At 69.8% G+C, this 14,913-nt stretch carries 14 protein-coding genes and 1 other RNA gene; 4 read left to right on the top strand and 11 right to left on the bottom strand.

All coding sequences use genetic code 11. The annotated features are described in order from the left end of the window. Window positions 1-29: 29 nt before the first annotated feature. Genes CQ047_RS04245 through CQ047_RS04235 form a run of 3 tightly spaced genes read right to left on the bottom strand, consistent with a single transcriptional unit; the run spans window position 30 to window position 4,568 of the window. Window positions 30-3,005 carry a bifunctional [glutamine synthetase] adenylyltransferase/[glutamine synthetase]-adenylyl-L-tyrosine phosphorylase gene (locus CQ047_RS04245; RefSeq protein WP_105673040.1) on the bottom strand — a complete coding sequence of 992 codons (2,976 nt, stop codon included), beginning with the start codon at window positions 3,003-3,005 and terminating at the stop codon, window positions 30-32. A gap of 7 nt (window positions 3,006-3,012) precedes the next feature. Then, a complete protein-coding gene (glnA, locus tag CQ047_RS04240) occupies window positions 3,013-4,350 on the bottom strand; it encodes a type I glutamate--ammonia ligase (protein ID WP_105673039.1) in 1,338 nt (445 codons plus the stop codon). 2 nt (window positions 4,351-4,352) lie between these two features. After that, the gene (locus tag CQ047_RS04235; RefSeq protein WP_105673038.1) at window positions 4,353-4,568 is read right to left on the bottom strand and encodes a hypothetical protein; all 216 of its coding nucleotides are present in this window, start codon (window positions 4,566-4,568) and stop codon (window positions 4,353-4,355) included. A 70-nt stretch (window positions 4,569-4,638) separates the two neighbouring features. On the opposite strand from CQ047_RS04235, the gene ppgK reads away from it, so the two are divergent. Further along, on the top strand, window positions 4,639-5,385 hold the full coding sequence (ppgK, locus tag CQ047_RS04230) for a polyphosphate--glucose phosphotransferase (RefSeq protein WP_105673037.1): 747 nt from the start codon (window positions 4,639-4,641) through the stop codon (window positions 5,383-5,385). A gap of 68 nt (window positions 5,386-5,453) precedes the next feature. Here ppgK and CQ047_RS04225 read toward each other — a convergent pair whose 3' ends face one another. From CQ047_RS04225 to CQ047_RS04205, 5 genes are all read right to left on the bottom strand, one after another. Continuing rightward, window positions 5,454-6,149 (bottom strand): LysM peptidoglycan-binding domain-containing protein, encoded by a 696-nt coding sequence (locus CQ047_RS04225; RefSeq protein ID WP_105673036.1) that lies wholly within the window; start codon window positions 6,147-6,149, stop codon window positions 5,454-5,456. A gap of 47 nt (window positions 6,150-6,196) precedes the next feature. Continuing rightward, window positions 6,197-6,553: RNase P RNA component class A (gene rnpB / locus CQ047_RS04220), an RNA gene on the bottom strand. Window positions 6,554-6,567: 14 nt separating this feature from the next. Beyond that, window positions 6,568-8,235 (bottom strand): bifunctional 3'-5' exonuclease/DNA polymerase, encoded by a 1,668-nt coding sequence (locus CQ047_RS04215; RefSeq protein WP_258132467.1) that lies wholly within the window; start codon window positions 8,233-8,235, stop codon window positions 6,568-6,570. Between the two features lie 64 nt (window positions 8,236-8,299). Then, entirely contained in the window at window positions 8,300-9,031 is a 732-nt protein-coding gene (locus tag CQ047_RS04210; protein WP_105673035.1) for a zinc ribbon domain-containing protein, read from the bottom strand. A 33-nt stretch (window positions 9,032-9,064) separates the two neighbouring features. Further along, on the bottom strand, window positions 9,065-9,445 hold the full coding sequence (locus CQ047_RS04205) for a YchJ family protein (protein ID WP_105673034.1): 381 nt from the start codon (window positions 9,443-9,445) through the stop codon (window positions 9,065-9,067). A gap of 22 nt (window positions 9,446-9,467) precedes the next feature. On the opposite strand from CQ047_RS04205, the gene CQ047_RS04200 reads away from it, so the two are divergent. Together CQ047_RS04200 and CQ047_RS04195 are read left to right on the top strand one after the other, a co-directional pair. After that, entirely contained in the window at window positions 9,468-10,298 is an 831-nt protein-coding gene (locus CQ047_RS04200) for an aldo/keto reductase (protein WP_105673033.1), read from the top strand. Then, entirely contained in the window at window positions 10,210-11,277 is a 1,068-nt protein-coding gene (locus CQ047_RS04195) for an isoprenylcysteine carboxylmethyltransferase family protein (RefSeq protein ID WP_105673032.1), read from the top strand. Before CQ047_RS04200 ends, CQ047_RS04195 begins: the two co-directional genes overlap by 89 nt. Here the strand turns inward: CQ047_RS04195 and CQ047_RS04190 are convergent. Continuing rightward, on the bottom strand, window positions 11,240-12,085 hold the full coding sequence (locus CQ047_RS04190; protein WP_105673031.1) for a helix-turn-helix transcriptional regulator: 846 nt from the start codon (window positions 12,083-12,085) through the stop codon (window positions 11,240-11,242). The two genes, CQ047_RS04195 and CQ047_RS04190, sit on opposite strands and share 38 nt — an antisense overlap. A 101-nt stretch (window positions 12,086-12,186) precedes the next feature. Between CQ047_RS04190 and CQ047_RS04185 the strand changes: the two genes are divergently transcribed. Further along, complete coding sequence (locus CQ047_RS04185; RefSeq protein WP_105673030.1) at window positions 12,187-12,951, top strand: SDR family oxidoreductase; 765 nt, start codon at window positions 12,187-12,189, stop codon at window positions 12,949-12,951. Between the two features lie 3 nt (window positions 12,952-12,954). On the opposite strand, the gene CQ047_RS04180 is transcribed toward CQ047_RS04185, so the two are convergent. Both CQ047_RS04180 and CQ047_RS04175 read right to left on the bottom strand, forming a co-directional pair. After that, window positions 12,955-13,842: a TIGR01777 family oxidoreductase gene (locus CQ047_RS04180; protein WP_105673029.1), complete on the bottom strand. Its 888-nt coding sequence runs from the start codon at window positions 13,840-13,842 to the stop codon at window positions 12,955-12,957. Between the two features lie 106 nt (window positions 13,843-13,948). Continuing rightward, the gene (locus CQ047_RS04175; protein ID WP_105673028.1) at window positions 13,949-14,902 is read right to left on the bottom strand and encodes an L-lactate dehydrogenase; all 954 of its coding nucleotides are present in this window, start codon (window positions 14,900-14,902) and stop codon (window positions 13,949-13,951) included. Between the last annotated feature and the right edge of the window lie 11 nt (window positions 14,903-14,913).

The raw sequence follows: 14,913 nt of genomic DNA, 5'->3' as shown, positions 1-14,913 counted from the left end.
GCGAGTCGAGCCCGGATAGCAAACCGGACTCACCCGTAGAAGAGCGCCTCGAAGGCTTTCCTCGCCCGTCGGGTGACGCCGAGATAGTCGTCTTCGAGCACGGAGGCCGATCTCTCCGGATATCCGAGCAGGATCCCCAGTGCGTCCAGCTGACGCGGCTCGACGGGCAGCACGTCGCTCGTCTGCCCGGTGTACAGGGTGATCGCCGAACGCAGCCGACTGGACAGGCGCCACGCGGCCCGCAGCAGGTCGGCTGACGCCGCCGGCACGAGCTCCGCATCCACCGCCGCATCCAGCGCGGCGATGGTCGACGTCGTGCGCAGAGCGGGCACGGCGTGCGCATGCTGCAGCTGCAGCAGCTGCACGAGCCACTCGACGTCGCTGAGCGTCCCAGGACCGAGCTTGAGGTGACGCCGCGGGTCGACGCCCTGCGGCAGCCGCTCCCCCTCCACCCGCGCCTTGATGCGCTTGATCTCACGAGTGCCCTGCAGGTCGATCGCCTCCGGGTACCGGATGCTGTCGGCGAGGTTCGTGAACTTCGCGATCAGCTTTGCGCTCCCCGCGACGCCGCGCGCCCTGAGCAGGGCCTGGGCCTCCCACGAGAGCGACCATCGCCGGTAGTACTCGGCGTAGGCCTCGATCGAGCGCACCACAGGGCCGTTGCGCCCCTCAGGGCGAAGATCCGCGTCGAGGTCCAGCGGCACCCGGTGATCCGTCAGGTGCTCACGGAGACCGGCGACGATCTGCGTGGAGAGCTTCTGCGCGCGTTCGGGGTCGATGCCGTTCGCGTCGTACACGTAGAGGATGTCGGCATCCGATCCGAAACCGAGCTCCGCGCCGCCGAAACGCCCCATGCCGATCACGGCGAAGTCGAGCGCCGCGTCCTCCTCTGGAACGATCTCGCGCTGCACCGCCCTGAGGGCGGCCTGGATGGCGGCGTCGGTGATCTCCGTGAGGGAGGTCGCGACCTCCTCGATCGTGAGGACGTCGAGCACGGCCCCCATCGCTGTTCGGAGCAGTTCTCTGCGGCGCAGAGCCCGCACGGCGCGCAGCGCATCGACGACGCTCTCGTGGCGGGTCTGGATCGCCCTGGCCTCCTCGTCGAGCGCGGCCCCGCTGCGCGGTCGCAGCAGCTCCGTGCTGTCGAGCCAGGCGACGGATTCGGGGATCCACTCCATGAGCTCGCCTACGTACCGCGACGAGGAGAGCAGACGCGTGAGGCTCTCGGCAGCGCCGGACGAGTCGCGCAGCATCCGCAGGAACCAGGGGGTGTCGCCGAGCCGCTCGCTGATCCGGCGGAAGGCGATCAGGGCGTAGTCGGGGTCGCTGCCGTCGGCGAACCACCGCACCATGATCGGCATGAGGTGCCGCTGGATGGTCGCCTTGCGGCTGAGGCCAGTCGTGAGCGCGCCGATGTGGCGGAGCGCGCCGGCGGGGTCGCGGAAGCCGATGGCGGCGAGGCGGTCGTGCGCCTGCGCCGTCGAGAGCGTGCGCTCCTCCTCCGGCAGGGCGGCGACGGCGGAGAGCAGAGGGCGGTAGAAGAGGCGGATGTGGATCTCGCGCACCTCGCGACGAACGCTCTCCCATCGCGCCCACACGCCGTCTCCGGACTCCGCGAGGCCGGTGCTGCGGGCGAGCACGCGGAGCCCCGCGGGGGTGCGGGGCATCAGATGGGTTCGGCTGAGCTCCCTCAGCTGGAGGCGGTGCTCCATCAGCCGCAGCACGCGGTAGTCATCGGCGAACGTCGCGGCCTCCGCTCGACCGATGTAGCCGCCCTCGACCAGTGCGTCGATGCTCTCCAGCGTGCCGCGCGTGCGGATGCGCGGATCGGTGAGCCCGTGCACCAGCTGCAGCAGCTGCACGGTGAACTCGATGTCTCGGAGGCCTCCTGCTCCGAGTTTGAGCTGATACGGCGCATCCTCCGGATCGATGTGCTCCATCACGCGTTCGCGCATGCGCTGAACGCTGTCGACGAAGTTCTCCCGCGCCGCGCTCGACCAGATCTTGGGCTGCACTGCCTCGATGTACGCGGCGCCCAGCTCGGCGTCGCCGGCGAGGGGACGCGCCTTCAGCAGGGCCTGGAACTCCCAGCTCTTGGCCCATCGGTCGTAATACGCCAGGTGCGAGGCGAGGGAGCGCACGAGCGCGCCCTGCTTGCCCTCGGGACGGAGCGCCGCGTCGACCTCCCAGAGCGGGGGCTCGACCTCGATCCCGCTGAGCCCTCGCATGGTCTCGCGCGCGAGACGCGTCGCGATGTCGATCGCCCTGGCCTCCGGGACCAGGTCCTCGTCCTTCGTGCCGCCGACGAAGATCACATCCACGTCGCTGACGTAGTTCAGCTCTCGAGCTCCGGCCTTCCCCATGCCGATGATCGCCAGTCGCGTCGCCGCCACGTCCTCGGTGCGCAGCGTCGCTCCGACCCGGGTGCGAGCGATGGCGAGTGACGCCTCGAGAGCGGCCCCCGCGATGTCGGCGAGAGCCGCTGCCACGTCTCCGACGATCTCGACGGGACGGGGGTGGCCGAGGTCGTAGGCCGCGATCGCCACGAGGTGGCGGCGGTACGCGACGCGCAGAGTCCCGAGCGCGGCGTCGTCTCCGGATGCCGCGAACCCGTCCTCGGCTCCGACGGCGTCGAGGAGCAGCCCACGGAGATCGGACGCCGAGGGCAGCGCGTGCCCCGGCGTCCGCAGCACGTCGAGCTGCTCGGGGTGTCGTCGGAAGAAGTCGGCGAAGCCCTGAGATGCGCCGAACACCTGCCACGCGCGACGCCGCGTCTCCGGTGCGCTCAGCAGCTCCCGCAGTTCGACGGTGTCGCGCCAGGCCACATGGAGCATCCCCTGCACGGCGGCGTCGGGATCAGCGGCATCCGCTCCGTCGAGCAGCTCCGCCCTCTCGATGCCGAGAAGGGTCGACAGCTCGGCGAGGGATGCCGCGGCCTCGCTGAGCTCGGCGAAGCCCAGCCTGGCCAGAGCGGAGAGCGAGACGGAATCGTCCGAACGGGCCATGCGCGACTCAGAGGAGCTCGAGGTTGTTCTTCAGCTCCAGCGGAGTGACCTGGCCGCGGTAGGACTCCCACTCCTTGCGCTTGTTCAGCAGCACGTAGTTGAAGACGGACTCCCCCAGGGTCTCCGCGACGAGCTCGGAGTTCTCCATGTACTCCAGGGCGTGGTCGAGGCTCGCTGGAAGGGCCGAGTAGCCCAGTGCACGGCGCTCGGCGTCGCTGAGGGACCACACGTTGTCCTCGGCCTCTGGCGGCAGCTCGTAGCCCTCCTCGATGCCCTTGAGGCCGGCGGCGAGCATGAGCGCGTACGCCAGGTAGGGGTTTGCCGCCGAGTCGAGGGCGCGGTACTCCACACGAGTGGAACCGCCCTTGTTCGGCTTGTACATCGGCACTCGCACGAGCGCGGAGCGGTTGTTGTGGCCCCAGGTGACGAAGCTCGGAGCCTCGTCTCCGCCCCACAGCCGCTTGTACGAGTTGACGAACTGGTTCGTGACGGCAGCGATCTCGTTGGCGTGCCTGAGGAGTCCGGCGATGAAGTGGCGTCCCGTCTTGGAGAGCTGGTACTTCGCACCCTCCTCGTAGAACGCGTTGCGCTCGCCCTCGAAGAGCGACATGTGCGTGTGCATGCCGCTGCCGGGCTGGCCGCTGAGGGGCTTCGGCATAAACGTCGCGTAGACGCCCTGCTCGATGGCCACCTCCTTGATGACCGTGCGGAAGGTCATGACGTTGTCGGCCATCGTCAGCGCATCCGCGTATCGCAGGTCGATCTCGTTCTGGCCGGGGCCGCCCTCGTGGTGGCTGAACTCGACCGAGATGCCGAGGTCCTCCAGCATCCGCACCGAACGGCGACGGAAGTCGTGCGCGGTGCCGCCCGGCACGTTGTCGAAGTATCCAGCGGAGTCGACGGGAACGGGTCCGTCCGGGCCGAAGGACGAGGACTTCAGAAGGTAGAACTCGATCTCCGGGTGCGTGTAGAACGTGAATCCGGCGTCCGCCGCCTTCGCGAGGGTGCGCTTGAGCACGTGCCGGGGGTCGGACACCGCGGGGCGTCCGTCCGGCGTGGTGATGTCGCAGAACATACGCGCGGTCGGGTCGATCTCTCCGCGCCACGGCAGGGTCTGGAAGGTCGTCGGGTCGGGCTGCGCGAGCAGATCTGACTCATAGCTGCGGGTGAGGCCCTCGATGGCCGAGCCGTCGAAGCCGATTCCCTCGGCGAAAGCGCCCTCGACCTCAGCCGGGGCGATCGCGACGGACTTCAGGGTGCCGATCACGTCGGTGAACCACAGCCTGACGAACTTGACGCCGCGTTCCTCGATCGTCCGGAGGACGAAATCCCGCTGCTTGTCCATCGCTACTCTGCGACCTTGCCGGAGCCGGCGTCCCAGCCGTTCTCGGCGGCTTCCTCTTCGGCCCAGGCGCGCGAGCGCTCCTTGAGCTTCTCCGGTGCGTTCGCAGCCTCGGCCTCGGTGTCGAACGGTCCGACGCGGTCGACGGACGGCGAGATCATGCCGAACTCGACCTGACCGGTCTCCAGGTTGTACCAGTACTTCTCATCGCCGTTGGTCATGGCCGATCCCCTTCTTCACGTGGTGTCATCGATCCTACTGGCGACGGCACCGGTCGCTAAGCTATCGACCATGGCTAAAGCGATCGGCGTCGATATCGGCGGCACGGGTATCAAGGCAGGACTCGTCGACCTCTCACACGGAACCATGGCTTCCGACCGGGTGCGTGTACCCACGCCCGAGGGCGCATCCCCGCAGGACGTCCTCGTCGCCGTGCAGACGGTCCTGAAGACGCTCGACGTGCACGAGTCGACCCTTCCGCTCGGCGTGGCCTTCCCCGCCATCGTCAAGCGCGGAAAGACCCTCTCCGCGGCGAACGTCTCCAAGGAGTGGCTCGACTTCGACGCCGAGCGCTTCTTCCGCGACGGACTCGGTCGCAACATCGTGTTCGTGAACGACGCGGATGCCGCGGGCGTCGCCGAGGCGCGCCACGGCGCCGCCAGAGACGTCCAGGGCCTCACGCTCCTCACGACCCTCGGCACGGGCATCGGGTCGGCGTTCCTGTACGACGGCGTGCTCGTCCCCAACTCCGAACTCGGACACCTGAACTTCGGCACCTACGACTCCGTCGAGAAGTGGGCAGCCACCTCCGCACGCGAGCGCGAAGGACTGAGCTGGTCCGAGTGGGCGGAGCGGCTGCAGGCCTTCTACTCGCACATCGAGTTCCTGTTCAGCCCCGATCTGTTCGTGGTCGGCGGCGGCGTCTCCAAGAACGCCGGCGACTTCCTCCCGCTGCTCGAGCTGAAGACGCCGATCGTTCCGGCGATCCACCGCAACAACTCCGGCATCATCGGCGCGGCATCCCTCGCCGGCGACTGAGTCAGCGACCCACACGACACGCGAAGGCCCCGCTGAATCCAGCGGGGCCTTCGTCGTGCCAGTCCCCGCTACTGCTTCACCTCGAACAGGACCGAGGGATCCACCGCCAGCAGCAGGAGGTCGCCGGTCTTGAGCGGCCACTCCAGATTGCTGTACTCCATGAACGAGTACGGTTCGAGGCAGAACCGGTCGCCGATCGCGAACTCGCCGTCGCCTTCCGCGACCGTGTACGACACGATGCGCCCGGCGGAATCCCTCGCCACGGTTCCGTCGGCGGTGTCGCTCGGACCGCGGTCGACCAGTTCGGGACCGGTCCAGAACACCCAGTGTCCGTCGATTCCGCCGCCGTCCATGAATCCCAGCTTCGACCGCCCGACGCATCCGCTGATATCGGGCATGGTGGCGCCCTTCCGGAGAAGGAGGCGATCGCCCGGAGCGATCGATTCCGGAGTGATGTCGTTGAGGGACGCCAGCCCGGCGACGCCGAAACGCTTCTCGATCGCGCCCAGCAGATCGCCATAGGTGACCTCATAGCCCACGAGTGCGTCCTCGTAGAAGACGACCTCTCCTTCGGCGCCATCGATGGAACCGGTGTCGACCGGCTCGGACGTGGCGGTCAGCGCGGGGTCCGCCGTCGGTTCCGGCGACGGTTCGACCGCGGCCGGCGTCTCCGCGGACTCCGGCACCGGAACCGTGCACCCGACGAGAACGACGGTGGCCAAGGCGACGAGAAGCGCCGACGTGGCGGCTGTGCGGTGCGACATAGACGCACGCTACCGCGGGCTCGGCGGAGAGACCAGCATCCAGGGTGCGAATGGGCCGACCTGTACGCCGGGTTCTGTTCCGGGGTTCTTCGCCCCTTCGACGGCCATCTCTCTCGGCGACACGTTGCCGTGGCACTCTAGCGGTCTACCCGAGGACTCGGCGAGCCGCGTCAACATCCTCTGTCTGACCTTGCTCCGGACGAGGTTTACCTGGCGGGCCGTGTCACCACGGCCCCCGGTGGTCTCTTACACCACCCTTTCACCCTTACCCCTTGCGGGGCGGTCTGCTCTCTGTGGCACTGTCTCGCGGATTGCTCCGGGTGGGCGTTACCCACCGTCCTGCCCTGAGGAGCCCGGACGTTCCTCGGTGCGGTTGCCCGCCACGCGACCGTCCAGTCGACCCATTCGCCCGTCCAGTCTACCGGGACTCCTTCTCCGCGGATTCGGCGATCCGCAGATCGAGCGGTACGTCGATGGGGAAGCCGCCGAAGAGTCGAGTGGTCGCCACCGCTGCAGCCTCGCGCACGGCCTGGGCTGCGGCCTCCGCCTGCTCGGCGGGCACGTGCAGGATCACTTCGTCGTGCAGGAAGAACGCCAGATGCGGATGCCGCGCGAAGGGACCCGAGGCGATCGCCGGCGCCTCCGACTCCGGAAAGTCCCTCAGCCGATGCCTGATCTCCGCGAGCCAGATCAGCGACCACTCGGCAGCCGTGCCCTGGACCACGAAGTTGCGGGTGAAACGGCCCCAGTCGCGGGCGCGCCGGCGGGCGAGGGCGACCTCCGTCTGATCGACGTCGGCGTCGGTCGCTCTGGCCTGCATGCGCGACCACTCATCCGACGGGCGCGGCGACGAGCGACCGAGCCAGGTCGAGACGACCCCGCCGTCCTCGCCCTTCCTCGCCGCCTTGTCGACGTGCGCCATCGCCCGCGGGTACACCTTGCGGAGCCTCGGCACCAGTCGCCCGCTGTCCCCCGTCGTCGCGCCGTACATCGCACCGAGCACGGCGTACTTCGCCTCTTCGCGCGTCCCCACGGCGCCGGAGTCGACGACACCCGCGTAGAGGTCGCTTCCCTGCGCCGCCCGCGCCATCGCCCGATCGCCGGCCATGGCGGCCAGCATCCTCGGCTCCAGCTGAGCGACGTCCGCGACGACGAGCATCCACCCGTCGTCGGCGCGCACCGCCGTGCGGAGCATACGCGGCAGCTGCAGCGCTCCCCCTCCGGCCGACGCCCACCTTCCCGTGACGACGCCGCCGGGGATGTAGATCGGTCGGAAGCGCCCGTCGTGGACCCACTCGGAGAGCCACGCCCACCCGTTGGCGCTGAGCAGACGCGCGAGCTTCTTGTACGCGAGGAGGGGCTCGACGACGGCGTGGCTGTGCTGCGCGAGCTCCCAGCGGTTCGTCGACTCGACCTGCACCCCCACGCGGTGCAGGGCGCGCAGGAGCTTCGGCTGGCTGTCGAGGTTCAGCGTCGCGTCGCCGAGGATCGCGCGGACGCGGTCGGCCAGCTCGAGCATGCGCGACGGGACACCGCCCCCGACGGGGCGCGTCCCCAGCGTGTCCGCGAGGATCCCCCGATGGACGTCCTCGTTCCACGGGAGTCCTGCCGCGCGCATCTCCTCGGCGATGAGCCCGCCGGCCGACTCCGCCGCACAGAGCAGCAGGAGGCGCCCGTCGTGGCCGTCGGCGATGACCCGACGCTGCGCCCGGTACTGATCCAGCGCGTCGGCGACCGGGTCTTCTGCGGGGTGCTGCTCCATCACGTCGAACAGCGCAGGCGCGTCGTCCGAGGGTTCACGGCGCACCCAGGACGCCGACGGCGCCAGGGGACGCGCCACCGTGTCCGTGTCGCGGAGGATCGCGTGGCACAGCAGCAGGTCATGAGTGCGGGTGAGGAACACCCCGGCGTCGAGGAGCATCGGATAGATCTCCCTGGCATGGCGGAGGATCCATCTCGGCGTCGCCTCGTCCTCGCGCGCGGCCACCCAGCCGGGCAGCTCGCCCGCGGAGAGCTCGTGCCTGCTGATCTCGACGTCATCGTCGCCGAGCTCGACCGCGACGTATCGGCCGGAGCCCGTCGCCACCAGGGCGATCCTGCGCTCGGGGGGACGCCGCGAGGTCACCGCCGTCGCGCTCGTGGCGCGGAGATCACAGCCCGGATTCCTCGGTGCGCACCAGGATGCATCCGCACTCCGGGCAGGACACGACGGCGTCTTCCGCGGCACGGCGGATGTCGTTGAGGTCGGTGCCGGGCAGCAGGATGCGGCATCCTTCGCAGGTGCCGCGGGTGAGAAGGGCGGCGCCCGCGCTGTTCGCCGCGCGCCGCGCATAGTCGGCCAGCAGGGCCGCGGGGATCTGCTCGGTGATCGCGGCACGATCGCGCGCCAGCTGCTCGCCGAGTTCGGTGGCCGCCGCCACGTCGGCCTTCGCCTGCGCGGTGAGCGCCGAGCCCTCCGCCGTCGTGGCGTCCAGCAGCGCCTGCTGGGCGGCGACCGCGGCATCCGCCTCCTCGACACGACCCATCACATCGAGCTCGGCGTCTTCGAGGTTGCTCTGGCGCCTGGCGAGGCTGTCGAGCTCGTGCTCGAGTGCCTGCGCCTCCTTGGAGTTCGTCGCGGCGGCGAGACGCTCGGCGTCGCGGGCGCGCCTCTGCTCGACCAGCTTCACGTCGGACTCGAGACGAGTCAGCTCGACCCGCACATCGTCGCGGGTTCCGGTGAGCGTGGTCAGCTCCCGCAGCTGCTCCTGACGGATGGCGACGAGCTCGGTGATGCGCGGCCCCTGCACCGGCTTCGTGCGCGCACGATCCGCCTGGGAGATGCGCCGATCGAGATCGGCGACGTCGAGCAGGATGCGCTGGTGTTCCGGGCTGGCGTTCACGTCTTCAAATCTAGTCGGTGCGTGCGACGTCTCTCACTGCACTTCTCCGTCGAGGTACAGCCAACGCCGCCCCTCCCTCACGAAACGGCTGCGTTCGCGGAGCGATCCGCGCTCATCGCCCTGCTGCCAGAACGCCTCGAACTCGACGACGCCCTCGCGATCGAAGGGGCCGCCGGCGACGCGGTCGATGATCAGGAGCCGTCGCCAGCGCAGTCCCGGCTCCAGATCCACCACGGGGGGTCTAGTCGAGCCGTGCCAGGAGGCGCGGAGATACGCGGTGTCGCCGAGCGAGAAGGCCGTGTAGCGTGACCGCATCAGTCGTTCGGCCGTCGGAGCGGGAGAGCCGGCGATCAGGGGGCCGCAGCATCCGCCGAGCACATCCCCCGATCCGCACGGGCATCTCTGGTCGTCCATGGCCCCAGCGTACGCTGAAGGCATGAACCGCTTCACCGCCCACAACGGATTCCAGCTGCCGGCGATCGGACTCGGAACCTACGGTCTGCGAGGAGATGCCGGATCGGATGCCGTCGCCGCGGCGATCGGCGCCGGATACCGACTCATCGACTCCGCGTTCAACTACGAGAACGAGGGCGCGGTCGGGCGCGGAGTGGCGGCGTCCGGCGCCGATCGCTCCGAGGTGATCGTGACGACCAAGCTGCCTGGTCGTCATCATGCCGCGGCGAAGGCGCGGACGAGCATCGAGGAGAGCCGGTCCCGCCTCGGGCTGGAGGCCACCGACCTCCATCTGATCCACTGGCCCAACCCGAGCCAGGACGAGTACGTCGAGGCGTGGCAGGCCCTGGTCGACGCACAGCAGCGCGGCGTGGTGCGGCAGATCGGCGTGTCGAACTTCCTCCCCGAGCATCTGGAGCGCATCGAGCGCGAGACCGGTGTGCGCCCCGTGGTGAACCAGATCGAGGTGCACCCCTACTTCCCGCAGACCGAGCAGCTCGCCTATCACCGTGAACACGGCATCCTCACCCAGGCCTGGAGCCCGTTGGGCAAGGGATCGGCCCTGCTCTCGGAGCCGGTCGTGGTCGAGGTCGCCGCGGCCCATGGCATCAGCGCCGCACAGGCCGTGCTCGCCTGGCATGTCACCCGCGAGACCGTCGCCATCCCCATGGCGACGTCTCTCGAGCATCAGACGGCGAACCTCGCAGCGGGCTCCGTGGTGCTCGATGCGGCGGAGGTCGAGGCGATCACCGCGCTCGGGCGCCAGGACGGCCGGCTGTTCGGCGCCGACCCGCGGACGCACGAGGAGTCCTGAGATCAGCAGCATCACGATCGCCGGCATCGGCGTCGCCCCGGGGAGCGCGCGAGCGTACTTCGGTCTTCAGGCGGTCCTGGGAGCGCTCTGGTGGGTAGGGGTCTTCACGACGGACTCCCTGCGACACGCGACGCTCGGCGACCTCCCCGCTGCCGTGATCGCCGTCGCCGACATCCCCCTCTTCGTCCTCGCCTCGGCGCTCGTCGCATGCGGCATCCGCTGGGCTGTGTGGATCGTCGTCCCGTGGACCGCGTTGGTGGCCGCGGGCATGGCGGTCTATGCGACGGCGACGACGCTGTCGGGATGGGGCGCACTGCTCATGGCCCTCGCCGCGATGGGGTCCATCGCGGCGGGCATCGTCATCGTCTGCGGCAGAGCTCCCGTCGAATGGATCGTCAGCGGGCCGTTCGCGTTCCGCACGGCAGACGATGAGGGCCGCACCAGACTCGCCGTGCGGATCTTCCGTCAGATGCTGCTGTTCTGGGTGCTCTTCCTCGGCGTGCTGCCCCTGGGCATCTCCGCTCTGGAATCCCGGTGGATGCTCGCCGTCGACGTCCCCGTCGCCGTGCGGATCGGCGGCGGCGTGCTGTTCGTCGCGACCGGAGCGCTCGGCATCTGGTCGGCGGTCTCGATGCTCGTCAAGGGTGAGGGCACACCGCTGCCCGCGCATATGGCCCGGCATCTCGTGATCTCCGGCCCTTACCGCTACGTGCGCAATCCGATGGCGGTGGCGGGCATCGCCCAGGGCGTCGCCGTCGGCCTCGCCCTCGGTTCCTGGATGGTCGTCGCCTACGCCCTGTGCGGCTCACTGATCTGGAACACCCTCGTCAGACCGCAGGAGGAGGCCGACCTCTCCGCGCGCTTCGGCGCCGAGTTCGACGAGTACCGGAACGACGTGTCCTGCTGGATCCCGCGTCTGCCGAAGGGCCACCGCGCAGCCGTCACGACGAGCGGATCGTCTGCGTCCCCAGCACCCTGAGCAGATCGAGTCTGCTCGCCGCCTCACTGCCCGGCGCCGCGGTCAGCACGATGAGCGCCTGAGACTCGTCGGGCGTGAGGAGGGCCTGGCAGTCGACCTCGATCTCGCCGAGATCCGGGTGCACGACGGTCTTCCGATCCTCGAACCTCCGGCGGACCTCGTGGTCCTCCCAGTAGTCGACGAACTCGGGGCTCACGGCACGCAGAGCCTGTTCGATCTCCCCCGCGCGCGACGTCGGCCCCCAGGTGCCGTGCGCCGCGCGCAGCGACGCCGCGAGAGTGCGGCCGTGACGCTCGTGATCCCGCACCGGATAGATGCGGCGCTCCTCCTCGGGGCTGGCGAACCAGCGGTAGATCCCGCTGCGCTCCATGCCCTTCCGCGCGCTCGCGTCGCCGAACAGGGCACGCGCGGCGTCGTTCTGCACGAGCACCTCGTCGAGGACGGACACGACGAAAGCGGGGGTGTCGCTCAGGCGGTCTATGACGCGCAGCAGACTCGGGGCGACGTAGTCGCTGAACACGGCGCGATCCGGCGCACTGTGCCCGCTGACCCGGTAGAGGTAGTCGCGTTCGTCGGGCGTGAGCCGGAGCGCCCGCGAGAGGGAGGACAGCATCTGCACGCTGGGCTGAGGGCCGCGGCGCTGTTCGAGCCGCGCGTAGTAGTCGGCGGACATCGCGGCGAGCATCGCGACCTCCTCGCGGCGCAGTCCGCTGGTGCGGCGCCGGGGCCCCTCGCTCAGACCGACGTCCGACGGCTTCAGCTCCTGTCTGCGTCGCAGCAGGAAGTCGGCGAGGGCATCACGATCCATCCCCGAAGTATCCCCCGTCTGCGCCGTGCGCATCCAGGGAGCGCCGATCCATGGATGAGCGCTCTCTGCCACGCCCGCGGGAACCTCCGCAGGCTGGGAACATGAACATCAGCGGAAACACCATCTTCATCCCCGGGGCGACCAGCGGGATCGGCCTCGCCCTCGCCAGGGCGCTCAGCGCACGCGGCAACACCGTGATCATCGGCGGTCGCAGGGCCGACCTGCTCCGGACGATCGCCGCCGAGACCCCCGAATTGCACACGGTCGAGATCGACACGACGGATGCCGACAGCATCCGCTCCGCCGCCGAGGAGGTCATCGCCGCACACCCCGACCTCAACGTGCTCGTCACGATGGCCGGCATCATGCGGGTCGAGGACTGGACGACGCCGGAGGGCTTCCTCGAAACCGCCGAGGCGACCGTCACGACGAACCTGCTCGGCCCGATCCGCCTCATCGCCGCCTTCATCGAGCAGCTGCGGGCGGTACCGGACGCCACGATCATGACGGTGTCGTCGGGACTCGCGTTCGCGCCCCTGCGCGTCACTCCGACGTACAACGCGACGAAGGCGGCGATCCACATGCTCAGCGAGTCGGTGCGCCTGCAGCTCGCCGGCACCGGAGTGCGGATCGTCGAGCTCGAGCCGCCGTCCGTGCGCACGGCGCTGATGCCCGGCCAGGAGAGCAGCGCCTTCGCGATGCCTCTCGACGACTTCGTCTCCGAGGTCGTCGAGCTCATCGAGACGCAGCCGGACGCGACCGAGATCCAGGTCGAGAACGTGAAGTTCCTTCGCTACGGCGAGGCGCGGGGTGACTACGACCAGGTGGTCGCGACCCTCAACAGCCTCGACCCGCACGGGAACTGACGCTCAGACCGCGTGCTCCACGGCATCCTCCGCCGTCGCGTGGGAGAACGAGAAGCCCGAGCGCTCGAGTGCGAGCGGACGCACGTCCGCATCGCCGAGGAGCAGGGAATCGGCCGCGGGGCCCAGCGCGAGGCGAAGCGCCCAGGCGGGAGCGGGCAGCCAGAACGGGCGGTGCATCCTGCGGGCGAGCGCGCGTCCGATGTCGTTCGCGGAGGCCGGGGTCGGTCCGGTCAGGTTCACCGGCCCCGCGAGCCCCTCGTCGATGGTGTGCCGGATGGCCCGCACCTCGTCGTCGAGGGAGATCCAGGGCCAGATCTGCGTGCCCGTGCCCAGCGGCCCCGAGACGCCGAGTCTCGTGAGCGCGATCAGCGGCTTGAGCACTCCCCGCGGGTGGATCACCGGCGCCGTGCGGAGCAGCGCCACACGCGCACCCTCCCCTGCGCGACGGGCGGCGTCCTCCCACGCCACGCACAGTTCCGCGAGGAAGGTGCTCCCCGCTCGTGAGGACTCGTCGAGCACGGCGCCCGGAGCCGAGCCGTAGTACCCCACCGCGGAGGCCGACACGAAGGCGGGAGCATCCGATCCCTGCGCACGGAGCGCTGCGGCGATCGTCTCCGTCGGGCGCAGGCGCGACGAAAGGAGCTCGCGGCGATAGCGTGGCGTCCAGGGCAGCCTGCCGACGCTGGCTCCGCCGAGCGCCACCACGGCCTCCGCTCCGGAGAGCACGTCGGGGTCGAGGGGCGCCTCTCCCGGGCTCCACTGCACCTCGTGCGAGGCGCGCGGCGGACGACGCACGAGGGTCGTCACCTCGATCCCGTCCGCGCGCAGCGACGCTGCCAGCGCCGATCCGATCAGGCCGGATGCTCCGCTGATGACGATGCGACGGGTCATGATCCTCCGATGCTCGCTGCGGGCCACGGGCGGGACGACGATCTCGTGTCGGACGACGCGGCCCCGCGCCGATCGTACCCCGCTGCATCCGCCCTGCTCGCGACGCCTAACCGCGGAGGTCGTCCACGGCCGAAGCCAGAGCCCCAGCCGAGAGCCTCAGCAGCTCCAGTTCCTCCGGGGAGAACGTCGTGTTGCGGACGGGAACCGCTCCGGCCGCGCTCACGATGGACGGCACGGAGAGAGCGACGCCGTCGATCCCGTGGAAGTCGTGGAGCACCGTGCTCACCGGCATCACGGCGTGCTCGTCGCGGAGGATCGCCTCGACGATCCGCGCGCTGGAGAGCCCGATCGCGTAGTTCGTGGCGCCCTTGCCCTGGATCACCTTGTATGCGGCATCCCTGACGTCGACCGCGATCCCGCGCAGCTCGTCGAGAGTGAGCCGCGGGTGCTCCGGAGTCTCCCAGTCGAGGATGGGCACCGTGCCGATCGTCGCGTGCGACCAGAGCGGGAACTCCGTGTCGCCGTGCTCGCCCACGATGTACGCGTGGACGCTGCCTGTGGAGACGCCGGCGCGCTCGGCGAGCTTCCACCGCAGACGCGAGGTGTCGAGCACGGTGCCGGAGGAGAAGATCCGCTCCGGCGGAAGCCCTGTCGCCTCCTGGGCGATCACGGTCAGCACGTCGCAGGGGTTCGTCACGATGACGTAGACGGCGTTCGGCGCCACCTCGATGAGCTTCGGAAGCATGTCGCGGATGATGCCGGCGTTCACGTCGGCGAGCTCCATCCGCGTCTGCCCGGGCTTCTGCTTGGCCCCCGCCGTGATCACCACGACGTGCGATCCGGCGGCCACCGAGATGTCGCTGCCGCCGACGATGTCGCTCGACCCGGTGAACTGCGTGCCGTGCGCGAGATCGAGCACCTCGGCCTCGACCTTCTCGGTCGCGATGTCGTACAGAGCGACGTGGCGCGCGGAACCGCGGATCAGGGCCGCGTACGCGACGCTCGAACCGACGCTGCCCGCGCCGACGACCGTGAGCTTCGAGTTCTCGATGATTGCCATGCGGTCAGTCT

The sequence above is a fragment of the Microbacterium sp. MYb72 genome, from assembly GCF_002979415.1.
Taxonomy (GTDB): Bacteria; Actinomycetota; Actinomycetes; order Actinomycetales; family Microbacteriaceae; genus Microbacterium; species Microbacterium natoriense.
The sequence above is the reverse complement of the archived record's forward strand: the minus strand, read 5'-3'. Positions and strand labels throughout refer to the sequence as shown.